Consider the following 17,076-nt stretch of genomic DNA (forward strand, 5'->3'; position numbering starts at 1 on the left):
CTAACGCTTCGCTTTTACTCGCAAAAGCTGTTCTTCGTGACAGCTTTCGCTGATCCCCAGGAGTCGCCGGCCTGCACTTCAATCAACTGAATATCTTATGAGACATTCACAACATTCAAGCAAGGAATGCAGTCGGGATGCTCCATGTTCAGCTGGCAAGAATAACTAGATGTAGTAGAAGACTTGAGACCCGATATGTAATCAAAGAAGTATAAGGAAATATAAAGAGACAGTTGATCGCATTTTTGCCGATGCCAAAAAAGCACCGTGGTATGCGATGGTCAACTCTAAGTGGGTTTAGGGGATTGAATAAATGACATTTTATGAAGAACTACAGGATCTATTGGGGAAATTAATTGCTGCATCTAATTTACGGACTAGATGGTCTACGGAACTAACTGCTCGATCGTCAACATTTCCATCACCTCATTTGATAGTTGGGAGATATTGTTGATTGTAGCGGAGAGCGGCGACTCCGGAGGGATCAGAGAAAGCTATGACGAAGAACAGCTTTTGCGAGTAAAAGCGAATCGTTAGGAGCACGTGTTTTCGAAGACCCTGGACTGAGCAAAGCAAGGGAGATGAGTGCTGCCTTAATTTCAGCAAAGTTCGCTAAAATTGGGAAAATCGAACTCTTCGCTGTTCAATTGGCTGAGAGCAAGCCCCCTCGAAAAGCGTCCGCTCGCAGCGGAACTCAACTTTTCATAGTTATATCTATTGAAAAAGAAAAAGACTGTAGGCAATCCCAATGTTTACTGGAGTTTGGCTACAGTCTGAAAGGACCTTCCGCTGAAAGAAGGTCCTTTCTATTATGCTTTAGTCGTAACGAGTTGCTTGTTCACAGCTGCATGGACTTCTGTTGGAAGCCCCCATAATTTGATGAATCCTACTGCTGCCGCTTGGTCGAACTCGTCATCAGACGTATACGTCGCAAGTTTTTCATCATAGAGAGAGTTATCGGATTTACGCCCCTCTACAATGGCATGCCCTTTAAATAGTTTCACACGGACTGTTCCATTGACGACTTGTTGTGAGTCTTTAATGAACGCTTCCAAGGCACTTCGTAATGGAGAGAACCAAAGACCGTTATAGATGAGCTCACTTAACTTTTGAGAAACAATCGGTTTAAAGTGTGCTGTCTCTTTTACGAGAGTAATATCTTCAAGTTCCTTATGCGCTTTGATCAACGTCATAGCACCTGGACATTCATATACTTCACGTGATTTAATGCCTACGAGACGGTTTTCAACGTGGTCAATACGGCCAACACCATGTTTTCCGGCTAGCTCATTCAAGTGAAGGATGAGTGCATCTAGCTCAAAAGCCTTTCCATCCAAGCTCACTGGAACACCTTGTTTAAATGTAATTTCAACAACATCTGCTTGATCAGGTGCTTCTTCAATAGACGAAGTGAGTCCATATGCATCTTCAGGTGGTGCTGCCCACGGATCTTCTAGAATCCCACATTCATTACTACGTCCCCATAGGTTTTGGTCGATTGAATACGGACTATCCAACACGATAGGAACTGGAATATTGTGCTCTTTCGCATAGGCAATTTCTTCTTCACGCGACCAGCTCCACTCACGTACAGGTGCAATCACTTCTAATGTAGGATCCAATGCTTTGATACCTACCTCAAAACGAACTTGGTCGTTTCCTTTACCTGTGCAACCATGAGCGACGGCTACCGCATTTTCCTTATGTGCAACTTCGACAAGTTTTTTTGCAATAAGTGGACGAGACAACGCAGAAATCAGTGGATACTTTTCTTCATAAAGCGTACGTGCTTGAAGTGCAAGTAGTGCATAATCTTTAGCGAATTCCGCTTTAGCATCTATGACATAGCTTTCGATAGCACCCACTTGAAGTGCCTTCTGTTGGATGAAATCTAGATCTTTTCCTTCTCCTACATCTAAACAACATGCAACAACTGCATATCCCTGTTCTGTTAACCATTGAACTGCAACTGATGTATCAAGTCCTCCCGAATACGCTAATACTACTTTTTTCTTTGTCATAATTAAAACTCCTCTCACAAGTTATGTATCTTTATACATTCTAAAGTATATTTATAATAACATGTTGACTAGTAAATGCAAGAGAAATTACTGATTCTTTTAATAGACGAAATATTTAATCCGTAAATCCTGTATTCAATTGATTTTACTCAACAAAAAAAGCACGCCTTAAAAGATGGCGGCCACTGAAATTGTTTAATAATAGTTGGTTAAGCGTGGGAGACTGTAGATTTGCGCTCCAGGCGGAGGCTTTCAGCTCCAATCAATGGGGGTTTGTCATTCATCCATAAAAGGATGACCAATAATACTTTCTTAACAATAGAGAGCTCATCATCCGTGAAACGGGTGATGAGCTCTCTATTGTTTAATATGGAACATTGACCATCCAGATTTGGCTGAGATCGAACCCCAAGGAAATGTCCCCTTGGAGCACAATTCAACAGTCATCCCAGCATGATCAACTAGTTACCGATTTTTTCAGTGGCCTCTATATAGACGACCTGAGTACTCTATATCAACTTAACCCATGTGATGCCATTGCGTCTGCAACCTTTAAAAATCCTGCTACGTTAGCACCCATTATGAGATTTCCTGGTTTGCCAAAGCGATCTGCAGCATCAATACAACTTTCGTAGATTGAGCGCATTACAACTTTCAAACGCTCATCTACTTCTTCTGCAGTCCATCTGAGTCGCATGCTATTTTGGGACATTTCCATCGCTGAAACGGCCACGCCTCCTGCGTTGGCAGCTTTCGCTGGTGCAAATAGAATCCCGTGATCCTGAAATACCGTCAGTGCTTCGTTTGTACAAGGCATATTGGCACCTTCCCCAACGGCTGTGACGCCATTCTTAATAAGGAGATTGGCACTCTTTTCGTCTAGTTCATTTTGAGTAGCACAAGGAAGGACGATGTCACATGGAACTGTCCATATTTCTGAACAATCTTCATAATAACGAGCTTCGGGATGTACCTTCAAATAATCCTGAATTCGTTTGTTTTCGATTTCTTTCAATTGCTTCACACAATTTAAGTCAATGCCATTTTTGTCGACAATGTATCCAGAAGAATCACTACAAGCGATTACATTTGCACCGAGTTGCTGCGCTTTCTCAATCGCATAAATGGATACATTTCCCGAACCTGAGACCACAACTGTTTTCTCTTTAAATGACATGCCATATTCCTTTAACATTTCTTCAGTGAAATAGACGGTTCCATATCCGGTCGCTTCTTTTCGACCAAGACTACCACCGTGATTCGGATCTTTCCCCGTGAGTACACCTGCTTCATATCCACCCTTTAATCGCTTATATTGACCAAACAAATAGCCAATTTCACGTTTTCCAACTCCTATATCGCCTGCAGGCACATCTATATCCGGCCCAATATGTCGACTCAATTCCGTCATGAAACTTTGACAGAAACGCATGATTTCACGATCCGACTTCCCCTTCGGATCAAAATCTGAGCCACCTTTACCCGCACCAATCGGTTGACCTGTCAATGCATTTTTAAAAATTTGTTCAAATGCTAGGAATTTCATGATGCTGCTATTCACAGATGGATGGAAACGAAGACCACCTTTATACGGCCCTAGCTCACTGCTAAATTGGACACGGTAGCCTCTGTTTACATGCACTTTACCTGTATCATCTTCCCAAGTAACACGGAAGGTCACAATTCTTTCTGGTTCAGTCAGTCTTTCCAAAATTCCGCTTGTTATATATTCAGGATGCTTTGCGAATACGGGACGGAGTGAATCGAATATTTCACGTATTGCTTGGAGAAATTCAGTTTCATTTGCATTTCTTCTTTTAACTTGCTCATAAACCTGATGCACATAGTCATTTGAACGTCTTCGTACATCCACATGTTCTACATTTAATTTCGACATATTCTTCCCCCTTAATCCCGAATCTAACTTGTTGTATTTTATTAGTATACGCTAGAATGAATGTTTTTGAAAATACATTTTAATCTGCAAACAAAAACAGAGGTTCTATTCCCCTCTGTTTTGTCGGTATATTTATGGGCACATATTACTTTTTCACTATATTAAAATTATCCTCTAGCAGTAGCCAATTTTGAGGGAATGCTAGACCCAATTTCCAGTACATAATGCCACGAAGACTGTATTTTTTCAATAAGTCAAACTTAGCTTGGATGCTTCTAGCGTCTTCAAACCAAACTTCATGTTGAATACTATTTTGATCGATATACGTAAAAAATGGTGCTTGTGCAACATAGTCGTACGAAATGGCTTCGTTTTCACGTATCGCAAGTTCTGTTGCTTGTTTAGGGCTAAGTGCTTTTGCAGGTTGCCCGCCTTGCGTTGGGTAAGGTTTTGACCAATCGTATCCATATAAATTTTGACCTAAAAAGATTTTGTCTCTTGGAATTTCTTGTACCGCATACTTTACCACTCGCTCCACTTGTGGCAATGGACTCACGGCTTGCGGCTCACTGTACGTATATCCCCACTCGTAAGTCATTAGAGAAACGAAATCTACAATCTCCCCATGGGCTTTATAGTCATGTGCGCCGTAAATACCTGTTGTAACATCACTTACTTTAGGTGCAAGTGCGGTAGAGAGTGTGAGGCCGGCTGGATGAAAACGATCTCTAGCTCTTCTCAAGAAGGCATTGTATAGCTCGCGATCCTCAGGGAACAATAACTCAAAATCAAAATGTATATCTTTGTAGCCCACTTGTTGTGCCACTGCCAAGATGTTCGTAAACAACAAATCTTGAACTCCTTTGCTCACAAAAATATCGTGAGCAAGACCAGCACTAAATGCGAAATCTTCCAAGTTGCTAACAACCATCGCATTAAGCGCACCCGCGTTCGCAGCGATTGTAGGTAAATTCGCTATGGAAGGGGCTTTTAACGTCCCATCACGCATCACTTCATAACTAAACATAGCTAGATAAGTTAATGCACTAACTCTATTTTCCGTTTCTGCAATCATCACCTGCGAAACCGGAGTTCTTGGCTCTACGTAGAGTAAAGATTGAGTCGGAGTTTTAGGAGTCGGTGGGATGTATAGTCTTTGGCCGACCGTCAATGGCGCTGAAAGAGAAATTTTGTTGATGTTCGCCAGCTCCGATATGGTCATCTTTTCTCTACGTGCGATCTCATATAGAGTATCCCCTGGCTGCACCCAATAATAACTGCCCGTTATTGGAATCACTAGAGCTTGACCAACAGCCAATTTCCCTGCATTGACCAGCTCATTTGCATCGGCAATTTCTTCCCATCCAATTCCATATTGTTTCCCAATCGTAAATAAACTTTGACCTTTTTGAACAACGTGTATTTGCACTCACATGCACACCTTTCCATACAAATTCGTAATCCATTGTATGAAAGTAACTGTTCAGCTATTCATACAAAACATTCCACGGGATAGAAAGATACTTGAAGTACATACTATTTATGAACGAACACGATATTTTAGGGAGGACAACAATGACTACAAACCAAGACGGAACGACCCATCAAAACATGCACACAGGCACAGTTCCCCCATCCATGAACCACGGAGGACATGAACTTTTTGATGTGCATGAAGTACTATCCAGCACGATAGGAGCCCTCAATCAGGCGATTTTACTTCGACCTCACGTGAAGGATCCCGAGTTGTTAGATATTCTCGATCGGCAATACCGCTTTACGTTGGATGCATATAACATTACAGTCGAGAGTTTCAAATCAGGTCATGATCCATCTCATCCTACACAAAGCTATAAAATGAAAGGAGGAAATGATTTCATCTATGGTATGAAGCCGGGCCAACCCAAAAAACCTATGATGAATGCTTCAGAAATTACGGATGAAATCATTTCCGGTTTCTTATTGGGTTCCGCAAAAGCCGGAGCTTCTATGAAAACAATGGTGGCTTGTGAAGTGTGTAATCCTGTTGTCCGCAGGGTGCTAGCTGATTCAGTTCCAAACTGTATAGAAATGGCGTATGAATTAGCCATTTACCAGAACAAACATCATTACTATCAAGTACCTCAGCTGGCTTCACAGGATATGACGGAGTTGCTCAATGCATTTGCTCCAGCACAAGGTCAACCAGGTATGCCTCCTTTACAGTAAAGACCCCACATGCTTAGTCGTTCACTTTGAACCCACAAAAAATAACCGTATGCGCCTCTTTGGCGCATACGGTTATTTTGATTTTTTATAGAAGGAGGACGGTGGATCAGATATGAACGTGTGTTGCTCCTTTGTTATAGGATGAATCATCGTCAACTTAGTTGCATGGAGCCCAAGTCGTTTAATAGGGTTTGTTGTGGCACCATATTTTTTATCGCCTACAACGGAGTGTCCAATTTCCTCCATATGCACACGGATTTGGTTTTTCCGTCCTGTTTCCAATCTCAATTCAAGTAGTGAAAACTGTGCACTTGCTTGCAGTCGCTTATAACGTGTAATTGCTTTTTGGCCGCCATTATCCGTTGGGTTGGAATAGACTTTGAACGTTCTAGTCTCTTTCAGCCAAGAAACAATTTCACCTGTTTCGTTTCGCACTTTACCTTCAACTAGCGCTATATAACCTCGTTCTTGGACAGATTCTTCCCAGTTGTCCTGAAGGAGTTTTTTGACTTCCTCTGTTTTAGCAAACAGCATAACCCCTGAAGTTTCTCGGTCTAGACGATGGACGATGAATACACGATTGCTTCTATTCGCTTTCCGTACATATGTAGAAAGCTCACTAAATGCAGTCAGTTCTTTTTTATCTTTTGCAGCCATTGATAATAATCCAGCTTCTTTGTCAATCACAATGATGGCATCATCTTCATACATAATGGAAAGCCCTGTAAGTTCACTGTCATTTTTCGCAGCTTGATTGGTCATAATTTCAACCTTATCCCCAACATTCAACAATCGGTCATGTTGAGTAGTGGGTTCTCCGTTAACAGACACTTGCCCACGGGAAAGAATCCCTTTCACTGCATTTCTACTTTTTTGGACAGTCTCTAGCAGAAAAGGTAAAAGCGGCTGTTCCTTTTTTACTTGATAACCTGTTGCTTGCGGTGTTGCTTGTTTTGAGTTATTTCGCATAGTCACGTCTCCTTATTCATTCATTATGCGCAACCTTTAACGAAATATCAAACATCATTTAGGACAATGCTTTTAAACCTATGACGCCAATGACAATCAATGCAAGACTGCCGATCCTTGCTAAACTTTTGGATTCACCAAAAAAGAGCATATTCAGAATTACGGCGCCTGCAGTTCCAATTCCTATCCATACTGCATATGCTGTGCTCACTTGTAAATACTGGAACGATGTATACAAAAATACAAATGCTAAACCAAAACCACCTAAAAATAAGATACCTGAAGGAATCGTCTTCTTTTTACTATATTTGTTTAATCCGATGACTCCCGTAAATTCAAATATCGCGGCTAATGCTACAAATAACCATCCCATATTAACGATTCCTTTCTGCTGCTAGTTTTTCGTCATGTCCATCCGCAAGTTTCAAACCGATGACTCCTGTCACTAAAATGACGATGAAGAAAATTTTCCCACCACTTAACGTTTGTCCGAAGAAAAATACATCCATCAATGCAGTTCCGATGGTTCCGATAGCTGCAAATATGGCATATACAGTTCCTGTTGGTAATGTTGCGCAAGCTTTAGAAAGGAAGTGGAAATCGACGAATATAAATAACACAATCGGAATCCAGTGCCACCATACAGAAGCTACATTAAAACCGAAAATCCATACAAGTTCAAAAAAACTAGTTGCCGCTACATAAAGCCATTCTTTTTTCATTAGAAATACTCCTTCTCTCAGATGACTGACTGTCATTCATATTAATCCGTACTCGTACGAACTAAAAAATGTATACAACGACTGACACTATTTTGTTGCCAGTCGTTGGAAATCCCTATTCATTGCCTGGTTGTTTCGAATAACCAAGGGCATACGATAAAAACAACAACGTTTCCCTCTTTTGCTCAGTAGCGCGAATTTCTTGGTCAACGTCTTCATCATACAAGTAAATTTGCTCTGCAGCGGACTCAGTCAATCCGATAATGAGTTTTGCTAACTGATCTGGATGACTGTCGATGCGAATGACTCCTTGCTTCTGCACCTTTTCAACGAGTGCGCTTACCCATTGGTAAATTGGAGCATATACACTCTCCCACTCTTTCAAGTGTTCAGTTGATGCTAACCCTGAATAGATCATCGCCTGAATCTCGTGGTGTTCTTTATTAACTGCAAATATCGCATCTACAAATTGTTTCAGTTGCTCATCAAACGATGCAGAATCTTCAACAGCGTCTATCACCGTTTTCAGGGTATGCTGTACCATCACTTCTGCAATCGCAGGCATGAGCGATAGTTTAGAGGGAAAGTATAAGTAAAACGTTCCTTGTGCAATCCCTGCAGCTTTAACAATATGTGAAACTGTCGTTTTTTCTACGCCTTTTTCAGTAAACACTTGAATCGCAGACTGAACAATTTTTTCTCTCTTGTTCATAACATCCCTCCACAAATGACTGACTGTCATTCATTATAATCCAATCCACTGAGAACTACAAGTTCTTCAGCTGGATCAATACTCGCCACTTCACAAATTTCATCATTTCCATTCAAATGGAGTTTGTTGGTAGACATAGTAATTAAGCCAATTTGAAAATAAGAGATGTGTATGGGAACGCCACGTGTTCAGCGGATTCAACGAGCTATTGTCATTCGGGAAGTAATTCTTAGGAATATCAATTTCAAGTCCTTTTGCTGCATCACGCTCATATTCTTCCTGCAACGTTCCCGCATCGTACTCTAAGTGCCCCGTAATCATAATGTTTTTTGCATCGTTAGATAGCACGATAAAGGGTCCAACATCTTCCGAATATGCGAGTAGATTCAATGAGTCATGCTGTTCGATATCGTATTGAGATACTCCTGTATGCCTGGAGTGTGGAGCTGGAAACAGGTCATTGAATCCTCGTGCAAGATTGACAGTTGGATTTGTAACGAGATGATCAAAAATGCCAAAACACTTAGAAGGCAGTTGGTGTTTGTTCACTCCATAGTAATGATAAAGTGCTGCTTGGGCACCCCAACAGATATGCATAGAAGATGTTACATTCACTGATGCCCAATCCAAAATCTCCTGCATTTCTCCCCAATACTCAACCTGTTCGAATTCCATTTGCTCTACAGGTGCCCCCGTTACAATCATTCCATCAAATTTTTCGTCTTTCACTTGAGGAAATGTTTTATAAAATGTATCCAAATGGTTTTTACTAACATTCTTCGATACATACGTTTCTGTGTGTAAAAAAGTTACATCCACTTGAAGTGGAGTATTACCTAGCAAACGCAGAAGCTGCAGTTCCGTTTTTTCTTTTTGAGGCATTAAATTCACGACTAGTATGCGTAGTGGTCTAATGTCTTGTGAGGTAGCACGCTCTTCATCCATCACAAATATTTTTTCTTGCTTCAGTAATTCTCCCGCGGGTAACGCTTTTGGTATTGTAATTGGCACAATTCTTCACTCCTATTCAGCCCATCAAAAAACTTCCGCTTTCTAAGAGAGAGAAAGTGGAAGCTAATAGCCGTTCCTCTTATCTCTCAAGACAAAGTCTTGTGGAAGTAGCACCTTCCTGAATCTATCAGGGGTTGCTGAAACGTCAATGGGCCATTTCCCTCGGTTTCTCTCGATAAGCGTATTCAATTACTGAACAGTATACCATTTCTAAGTTGTTTGTATAGTCTAACATTAAACAAAATCGAGTTTACTCACGGGCTAGCAACTAGTTAGTCGTCATATTGGGCTCTGGAAAATCCTCTTCCTAGAATTTCAGATGCATTCAAGAAGATTACGAACGATGTCGGCTCTTGCTCCTGCACAATCTTTTTAAAGTAGATCGCTTCTGATTGCTCAACGACACAAAGGATCATGGTTTTCTCCTGATTCGAGTAGCCTCCTAAAGACTTCACTTTTGTTAACCCTCGATTGAGTTCGGTATTAATGAGTGCTTGAACTTTTTCTTCTTGTTCCGTAATGATCAGGATCAGCTTGGTAGGAGATGTTTGAAGCTGCACAAAATCGATTACCTTACTCGTCACATAGATTGCCATCATGGCATAAAGCGCGAGTTCCAAGTCAAAGACAAAAGCCGAGATGATGACGACAGCACCGTCAACAATTAGCTGAGCAAAGCCACTGGAAAAGTTAGTATATTTCTTCAGAACTTGAGCAATTAGTGCAGTTCCACCTGTCGAGCCGTTCCCCCTATAAACAATTCCTAGACCGATACCAAGCATAATCCCACCATAAATAGAACTTAATAACGGATTATGAATTGGGACATTAATATCTGTCGTTAAGAAAATGAAAAATGGTACAAAAAACGTCCCCACAATGGTTCTCCAACTAAAATCTTTTCCAACAAGGACAAGCCCTAAAATGAGGAGTGGTAAATTAATAAGCCACTGTACATAAGCGGGGTTAAATCCATAAAGTTCAAAAAGAATCGTGCTTATTCCCGAAACACCACCTGCAGCTATCCGTGAAGGTAATAGGAAAATAGTAAATGCAAGTCCGACAAACGCCGAACCCACAATAATTTGGAGATAGTCAAAAATCGCTGATTTTTTAAATTGAGTAAATGTCATCGTGTCCCTCCGTTCGTGCCAACTGTACTATTCTATCAAATTACGTGTACGTTGTGACGATTGACAATGAAAAGAAGGAGAAGTTTTTTCATTCTAAATATTCTATATTAATGAACTTTCGACAAAAAATCGACCATTTTTTTGCATTTTCCAACATAGAATTGTATGATTATAGAAGAATTCAGGTACCATTGAAGGAGGTTCTCTTATGAGGAGCTTAAGCGTTGTAAGAAAAGTTGATCATCTAGGGAGAATAGTTATCCCAATTGAATTACGTGAGACAATGAAACTTCCTGAAGGACAACCACTTGAATTTTTCACGGAGGATGAAACCATTATTCTTAGGAGCTATAAAATCCGTAAAGCTTGTGTGATTACCGGAGAAATCACTTCCGATAATTTTGAACTGTCAAACGGCATGTTCGTAAGCCCTGCGGGTGCTAAAGTTATTCTTGAAGAGGTTAAAGAGGAGTTTAGTATGTAAAAAGAAAGGGTTGCTGCCAGTGGAGTCTCTTCGACTTCTCAAGCAGCAACCCTTTCAATTTTCTTTTACGCTTCGGGATTATCCAGAAATGCTGTAATCTCTTCACGCGTTTTTCTGTCTTTACTAACAAATCGACCTTTTTCTACGCCTTCGCTGTAAACAAGAAAACTTGGGATACCAAAAATGTCGTGTTCTGCACAGATATCTATGAACTGATCACGATCTACATATACAAATTCGTACTCCGGGTAATCTACTTCAATTCCTGGGAGTAACGGATCGATGACTCGACAATCCGGACACCAATCTGCGGAAAACAGAAACACCGTTCGTTCCCCTTGTTTAAGTTCTTCAAATTGCTCTTGTGACTGTAACTTTTCCATTTAAATCTCCCCCTTATAGCATTTAGTATATCATTCCCTATGTAGTGAAGAGTCGATTTGGCTCGACCTTTTTTTTGGCGAGTCGCATTAAAAAAAAGCAGAGAAGAAAGCGACTTTCGCTCTTCCCTACTCTAACGTTTCTTTTGTTCAATGAGCACTTTTATTCTTTCGTCGGTTGTCCGTTCAAGTGCATAGGTGGGGGGATAATCCATCCTTTTTCTTTGTTTAGTTTCAATAGCTTTGCTCCAAACATGATTTTGTCAGCATGGAACTTGGCAAACATTGTCGCAATATCCTCACGCAAACATTGCCCCATCACTTGGCTACAGGAAACAAGCGCCTGGCCAACGTTTATGGAGATCGCTCCGCTGATTTCAGGGTCCATGAATCGTGCACCTGGAGGGATATCATCTGCAGAGCAAGTTGGACGGTCTGGTAGCGTTGGTGGCGGCATGATGCCATTTTCCTTCAGCACTTCTTCGATCTGCTTGTTATGATCTCTCATCATATCCACTGCTTCTTGCAAAAGCTTCTTTAGTCCTTCATCCCCGGCGTGGTTAATAAAGGTCTGATAAGCACTGATTAGCCCTTTGTTTGCTCCAACATAAGCCCAACTACCAATTATCTCTCCGTAGTGCATTGGCTCATCTTTCGGATTACCACTTAGAATTCCCATTCGATTCTCCTCATTTCTTTGAAAGTATTCGATCCTTCCTAGGATGAGGAGAATTTGAAAAGTTATTCATTGAGAATGGCCCATATGCACTTCAGATTTATTATTTGTAGATATTCCTTTCCCAAAATCTTTGTTTTGCTAATGCATTTATATAGTCTTGATTAAAATCATGCTCGTTCTTTTCGACAACAATGCCAGGACCTTCATGGACAGATGTCATCGAAATAAAACGTGATCCATTATTGGTAAAAGCAATTGGTTTAAAATGCTCCCACGGTTCTTCAATAAAGTTACGCATATTATTGTCAAATTCTGCAGGATGGGTCGATGTGCCGCCACCTACCAGCACACTGTCATACAAAACAGGTGATGCAGTTAAAAACGTCTGATTTGCAATAGCAGTTTTACCTGCCGTTCCTTTAACCGTTCCTAGTGTTCCACTCACTATATCGACCGTGACGCCCGCGTTACGAAGTGATTTAACTGCATTTCCAATGACTGTACTATCAAATCCTTCTCCGATCAGGATTGCCACTTTCAATGTTTCCGGAACGAAAACCGTATACTTCATGCTGAGTGCTTGTGAGGACGCTGTAACATTCGATGGGGTGCATTCTGGACGCTTTACTCCAACCGCAGTTGCAATTGCTGCTGAGAGTCCGCTATCGACGTTACAAAACATATCCACGACTTGTTGTCGCACAGATTGACTTTGTACTTTACCGACCTCAAAACTAAACGCATCAATGATGTGTTGCTTCTCATAAGGTGCCATGCTGTTCCAAAATAGACGAGCCTGGGAGAAATGATCATCAAACGATGGACTGCTGGCACGGATGACATGCCCTTCTACTTTTTCTTGGTAATGCTCGTATCCACCTTTGTCTACAGGCGTAGGTGAAGGTGTATTATTTGCGAGGGAGTTTTTATGATAGCTCACTTGCCCGACGTCGATACGCTGTCTGCTGAACCCGTCTCTTTGGTTATTGTGAAACGGACAGACAGGACGATTAATCGGGATTTCAGCAAAATTCGGTCCCCCTAAGCGAAGCAATTGCGTATCCAAGTATGAAAATAATCGACCTTGTAATAATGGATCATTCGTAAAATCGATTCCCGGCACTACATTCCCCGGATGAAAAGCCACTTGTTCAGTCTCTGCAAATACATTATCGACGTTTCGATTCAATGTCATCGTACCGATTAATTCAACTGGCACAATTTCTTCTGGCCATAGTTTTGTGGCATCTAAAATATCAAAGTCAAACATGAACTCATCTTCTTCTCTTATAAGTTGGACTCCTAGGTCATATTCAGGGTAGCTTCCGGCGTTGATCGCTTCCCACAAGTCTCGCCGGTGAAAATCGGGATCTTTTCCGCCAATTTTTTGTGCTTCATCCCAAACTAGAGAGTGTATGCCTAATCTAGGTTTCCAATGAAATTTCACGAAATGCGCTTTCCCTTCAGCGTTCACGAGTCTGAACGTATGCACACCGAAACCTTCCATTTTCCTGAAATTCGTGGGAATCGCTCTATCGGACATGAGCCACATTATCATATGAGCTGTTTCCTGGTTGTTGGCAACAAAATCCCAAAAGGTGTCATGAGCCGATGCAGCTTGTGGCATTTCATTATGTGGCTCGGGTTTAACGGCATGAATCAGATCTGGAAATTTGATGGCATCTTGTATAAAAAACACTGGTATGTTGTTTCCTACTAAATCATAATTCCCCTCTTCGGTATAAAACTTTACTGCGAATCCTCTAACGTCCCTGGCTGTTTCCTGCGAACCTCTGCTTCCTACTACAGTAGAAAATCGGGTAAACAGCGGAGTTACTTTTCCAACTTCTTGGAGAAATTTCGCTGTTGTATATTCTTTCATACATTTGTGTAAAACAAATTCACCATGGGCAGCATAACCACGGGCATGAACAACTCGCTCCGGGATCCTTTCATGATCAAAATGTGTGATTTTCTCTCTCAGGTGAAAATCTTCCAACAGTGTAGGGCCACGAACTCCAGCTTTCAAAGAATTTTCATCTCCGGATACTTTAAGACTTTGATTGGTTGTCATCGGTTTTCCATAGTTATTGACACGGTATTCTCCTAATTGGCGTTGTTTAGCATTTTGGTTATGCCTTCCAGGATGTTCTCCATTTGAATGTTTCACGCAATCCCCTTTCATCGATTCATCTCTCGCTCCCTGATAGTGTATGCAACCCCACTAAGGCGGGTTACCTAGAACATAGCTACATTATTTCTTGCTATACTAAGAAACACAGAGGAGGGGTTTGCCATGACACATTATTTTGCAGCTATCCATGTCCCTTTTGAATTAGTCAACGAAAAACTTACAGCTACTAGCGTACATTATGATCTTCCATCACATTATAAGGTTATTCCGCACCCTGAAGACCTACACGTTACATTACTTTTTTTCGGTGGACTTAGCCATTTCCAGCTTGCACTTGTGAAGCAAGAAATGCAGATACTCGCAGCTAGCACGGATATTTTCACAATTTCGTTAAATGGCGTATCATTTTTCGGGAATCCCGCTGGACCTCGTGTTGTATATCTTTCTGTTCAACAAAGTTTCCAGTTAAACGGACTTTACCAACAACTCTCTGAACGTCTGGAATCAGTTTTACAAAAACCGGCGACGTCAGACTACACGCCACACATTACAATTGCTAAAAAGAAAAAGGATAAATTCTCTATTCCAATCAAAGAGGAGCAATTTGAACCATTGGCTTTAGACGTATCCGGGATGATTCTCTATTCAATTGACCCTACAAAGTCTCCTAAGTATTCCCCGGAATACACGTTTTCATTTGGCCATTCTTCTAGTATCGATGACTAAATTCTGCACATACTGAAGTGGATGAAACCTGATGAAAGGAGCATGATTATGGGACGCGATGAACATGCAAAGGGCGGAAAGAATGCAGCCTCTCTACCGCAAACACCGAAAAACCAAAAACTCTCTGCTTCAGAAATGAGAGCAGAAATGGCACGTGAAATAGATAACATCGAGTCGCTCATGAAACAGCAAAAAACAAATAAGAAACGCACGTAAAAAACCGGCCTCCTGTTTATAATGACAGAAGGCCGGTTTTGTTATACCGTAAACTGATTCATATTTTTCTGTAACTTCTCCGCCAGTTCTGCAAGAAGTTGAGCACTTGTTGAGATTTCTTCATTGACTGCTAGCTGTTCTTCTGAAGAAGCCCGTGCCGATTCCGCTTCATCTGCAGCTTGTTGAGCTAGCGATTCAATTGAGGTGGCATGGTCAACCACATTTTGAATCATGGACTTCATGATTTCAATTGAACTTGAAACCTTACTTACTCGTTCATCCACGTCAGACGCTGCCAGTTCGATTTCCTGGAAAACTTCGCTAGTCCGGCTAGTGACGACTAGCCCCTCTTGCATCTGATTCGCACTCACCTCTGTTTGTTCAACAGCGTGTTTTACATTTTCAATCATAACTGCAATAAGCTGATCAATTTCAGCAGAGGAACGTTTTGACTGCTCTGCCAAGTTACGAACTTCTTCAGCTACAACTGCGAAGCCTTTTCCGTGCTCGCCTGCACGCGCTGCTTCAATCGCCGCGTTTAGCGCCAGTAAATTGGTCTGATCTGCTAAACCTGTAATCATTGACGTCACGCCACGTATATTTTCCGAGTGCTCTGCCATCTCAGTAATTGTTTGTGATGAGTTCTTCATTAATGAACTGATCGACGACATTTTGGTAGAGAAAGTCATCAAAGAGGTCGATCCTTCTTGGACTAATTTCGTTACTTGTTCAGACGAACGGAGCATCTCTTCGTTATCAGAAGAAATCGTATCCACAGTGTTTAGAACCTCACTTATTGCCACATTCGATTCGGATACGAGCGATTGCTGGTCGGTACTCGCCTGCAGACTTTGTTTAGAGATACTTGCAACCGTCTCCGATGCAGCCAAGCTTTCTTCTGCACCTGCAGAAAGTTGTTCAGCTTGAGCCGCAAGCTGATGGGCAGAATCTTGTACATGTGTAATAACAGATCGCAAATTACTCGACATTCCATTAAATGCGGCCGCCATATCACCAATTTCATCCTTGTTTTTAACCATCACTGGTTGTGCCGCTAAGTCGCCAGATGCAATTTGTTGAAATGCTTCTGTCATTTTCCCGACAGGACGTGCAATCATCCTACTAATTACTCGAGCAATCACAATTCCCGCAACTACAGCTAGAACCGCCATCCCAATAATCAGAAGTTTCACTGTCTGAATGGACTTTTCTAAGTCTTTTTCCGCCTTACCACGTGCTTTTTCCTGCGCTGTTATCAATTCGGAAATTTGACCTGTCATCACATCTTGATAGAGCGAAGCTTGTGAAGAAACTTCGACTCCACGCTCTTTCGACTCGATTTGATAGCTTTTGATTGCTTTATCCGTTAACTCATCGTAACTTGTCGAGGAGCTGAGAATATCGGCAAGCTGTTCTTTGTTTTTCTTGGTACGCAACATCTTCTCTAGCGTTTCGGACTTCTCTTTAAATTCTTTAATAAGTGTTTCTCGGCTTTCTAAATAGGAAATTTGGTCAAAAATCATATAGCCTCGTATTTCATTTGATTTTTGAGATTGTATGGCATTCAGTTGTTCCAGAAGCATTACTTTCTGGATACGATCATTGATAAGTTCTTTGTACTCACGATCTAATGTAGAAAGTGCCCAAAAGCTTGCTGATCCCATTAATGCCATAATGATTAATACAGCTAGAAAACCGAACCAGAGCCTTTTCCCAACAGTCATTCTCACAATATGTACCCACCTAACTATAGTCGAATAGCTTTAGTATATCCTACTCGCAGA

Annotated in this window: 17 protein-coding genes and 1 riboswitch; of the genes, 4 read left to right on the forward strand and 13 right to left on the reverse strand. The window is 41.3% G+C overall.

Annotated features, from left to right (window positions below; genetic code table 11):
- Positions 1-809: 809 nt before the first annotated feature.
- The 3 genes from RL70_RS00930 to RL70_RS00940 all read right to left on the reverse strand — a co-directional run bounded on the left by RL70_RS00930 (position 810) and on the right by RL70_RS00940 (position 5,347).
- Positions 810-2,024: an argininosuccinate synthase gene (locus RL70_RS00930; RefSeq protein WP_304413254.1), complete on the reverse strand. Its 1,215-nt coding sequence runs from the start codon at positions 2,022-2,024 to the stop codon at positions 810-812.
- Between the two features lie 511 nt (positions 2,025-2,535).
- A complete protein-coding gene (gdhA, locus tag RL70_RS00935) occupies positions 2,536-3,918 on the reverse strand; it encodes an NADP-specific glutamate dehydrogenase (RefSeq protein WP_052245710.1) in 1,383 nt (460 codons plus the stop codon).
- Between the two features lie 145 nt (positions 3,919-4,063).
- A complete protein-coding gene (locus tag RL70_RS00940; protein ID WP_039041568.1) occupies positions 4,064-5,347 on the reverse strand; it encodes a glycoside hydrolase family 18 protein in 1,284 nt (427 codons plus the stop codon).
- Positions 5,348-5,493: 146 nt separating this feature from the next.
- On the opposite strand from RL70_RS00940, the gene RL70_RS00945 reads away from it, so the two are divergent.
- Entirely contained in the window at positions 5,494-6,126 is a 633-nt protein-coding gene (locus RL70_RS00945) for a spore coat protein (RefSeq protein ID WP_039041569.1), read from the forward strand.
- Between the two features lie 72 nt (positions 6,127-6,198).
- Here RL70_RS00945 and RL70_RS00950 read toward each other — a convergent pair whose 3' ends face one another.
- The 6 genes from RL70_RS00950 to RL70_RS00975 all read right to left on the reverse strand — a co-directional run bounded on the left by RL70_RS00950 (position 6,199) and on the right by RL70_RS00975 (position 10,673).
- The gene (locus tag RL70_RS00950; RefSeq protein WP_039041570.1) at positions 6,199-7,095 is read right to left on the reverse strand and encodes an RluA family pseudouridine synthase; all 897 of its coding nucleotides are present in this window, start codon (positions 7,093-7,095) and stop codon (positions 6,199-6,201) included.
- 58 nt (positions 7,096-7,153) lie between these two features.
- Entirely contained in the window at positions 7,154-7,468 is a 315-nt protein-coding gene (locus RL70_RS00955; RefSeq protein ID WP_039041571.1) for a multidrug efflux SMR transporter, read from the reverse strand.
- 1 nt (position 7,469) lies between these two features.
- Complete coding sequence (locus RL70_RS00960; RefSeq protein ID WP_039041572.1) at positions 7,470-7,817, reverse strand: multidrug efflux SMR transporter; 348 nt, start codon at positions 7,815-7,817, stop codon at positions 7,470-7,472.
- A 115-nt stretch (positions 7,818-7,932) separates the two neighbouring features.
- Positions 7,933-8,529 carry a TetR family transcriptional regulator gene (locus tag RL70_RS00965; protein ID WP_039041573.1) on the reverse strand — a complete coding sequence of 199 codons (597 nt, stop codon included), beginning with the start codon at positions 8,527-8,529 and terminating at the stop codon, positions 7,933-7,935.
- Positions 8,530-8,631: 102 nt separating this feature from the next.
- Complete coding sequence (gene metA, locus RL70_RS00970; RefSeq protein WP_039041574.1) at positions 8,632-9,540, reverse strand: homoserine O-succinyltransferase; 909 nt, start codon at positions 9,538-9,540, stop codon at positions 8,632-8,634.
- Positions 9,541-9,616: 76 nt separating this feature from the next.
- Positions 9,617-9,722: riboswitch (SAM riboswitch) on the reverse strand.
- Between the two features lie 90 nt (positions 9,723-9,812).
- Entirely contained in the window at positions 9,813-10,673 is an 861-nt protein-coding gene (locus RL70_RS00975) for a YitT family protein (RefSeq protein ID WP_039041575.1), read from the reverse strand.
- Between the two features lie 208 nt (positions 10,674-10,881).
- Here RL70_RS00975 and RL70_RS00980 point away from each other — a divergent pair, with 208 nt between their 5' ends.
- On the forward strand, positions 10,882-11,157 hold the full coding sequence (locus tag RL70_RS00980) for an AbrB/MazE/SpoVT family DNA-binding domain-containing protein (protein WP_039041576.1): 276 nt from the start codon (positions 10,882-10,884) through the stop codon (positions 11,155-11,157).
- A gap of 65 nt (positions 11,158-11,222) precedes the next feature.
- Here the strand turns inward: RL70_RS00980 and RL70_RS00985 are convergent, their stop codons facing one another.
- The 3 genes from RL70_RS00985 to RL70_RS00995 all read right to left on the reverse strand — a co-directional run bounded on the left by RL70_RS00985 (position 11,223) and on the right by RL70_RS00995 (position 14,401).
- Positions 11,223-11,540, reverse strand: a complete 318-nt coding sequence (locus RL70_RS00985; RefSeq protein WP_039041577.1) for a thioredoxin family protein — start codon at positions 11,538-11,540, stop codon at positions 11,223-11,225.
- 160 nt (positions 11,541-11,700) lie between these two features.
- Positions 11,701-12,216, reverse strand: coding sequence for a DUF3231 family protein (locus RL70_RS00990; protein WP_039041578.1), 516 nt, complete (start codon positions 12,214-12,216; stop codon positions 11,701-11,703).
- A 100-nt stretch (positions 12,217-12,316) separates the two neighbouring features.
- Positions 12,317-14,401: a catalase gene (locus RL70_RS00995; protein ID WP_039041579.1), complete on the reverse strand. Its 2,085-nt coding sequence runs from the start codon at positions 14,399-14,401 to the stop codon at positions 12,317-12,319.
- 111 nt (positions 14,402-14,512) lie between these two features.
- Here RL70_RS00995 and thpR point away from each other — a divergent pair, with 111 nt between their 5' ends.
- Complete coding sequence (gene thpR / locus RL70_RS01000) at positions 14,513-15,076, forward strand: RNA 2',3'-cyclic phosphodiesterase (RefSeq protein WP_039041580.1); 564 nt, start codon at positions 14,513-14,515, stop codon at positions 15,074-15,076.
- Between the two features lie 48 nt (positions 15,077-15,124).
- On the forward strand, positions 15,125-15,292 hold the full coding sequence (locus RL70_RS17995) for a hypothetical protein (protein ID WP_185736903.1): 168 nt from the start codon (positions 15,125-15,127) through the stop codon (positions 15,290-15,292).
- Positions 15,293-15,333: 41 nt separating this feature from the next.
- On the opposite strand, the gene RL70_RS01005 is transcribed toward RL70_RS17995, so the two are convergent.
- Positions 15,334-17,016, reverse strand: coding sequence for a methyl-accepting chemotaxis protein (locus RL70_RS01005; protein WP_231567213.1), 1,683 nt, complete (start codon positions 17,014-17,016; stop codon positions 15,334-15,336).
- Positions 17,017-17,076 lie beyond the last annotated feature (60 nt).

The sequence above is a fragment of the Sporosarcina sp. ZBG7A genome (assembly GCF_000813425.1).
Classification (GTDB): Bacteria; Bacillota; Bacilli; order Bacillales_A; family Planococcaceae; genus Sporosarcina.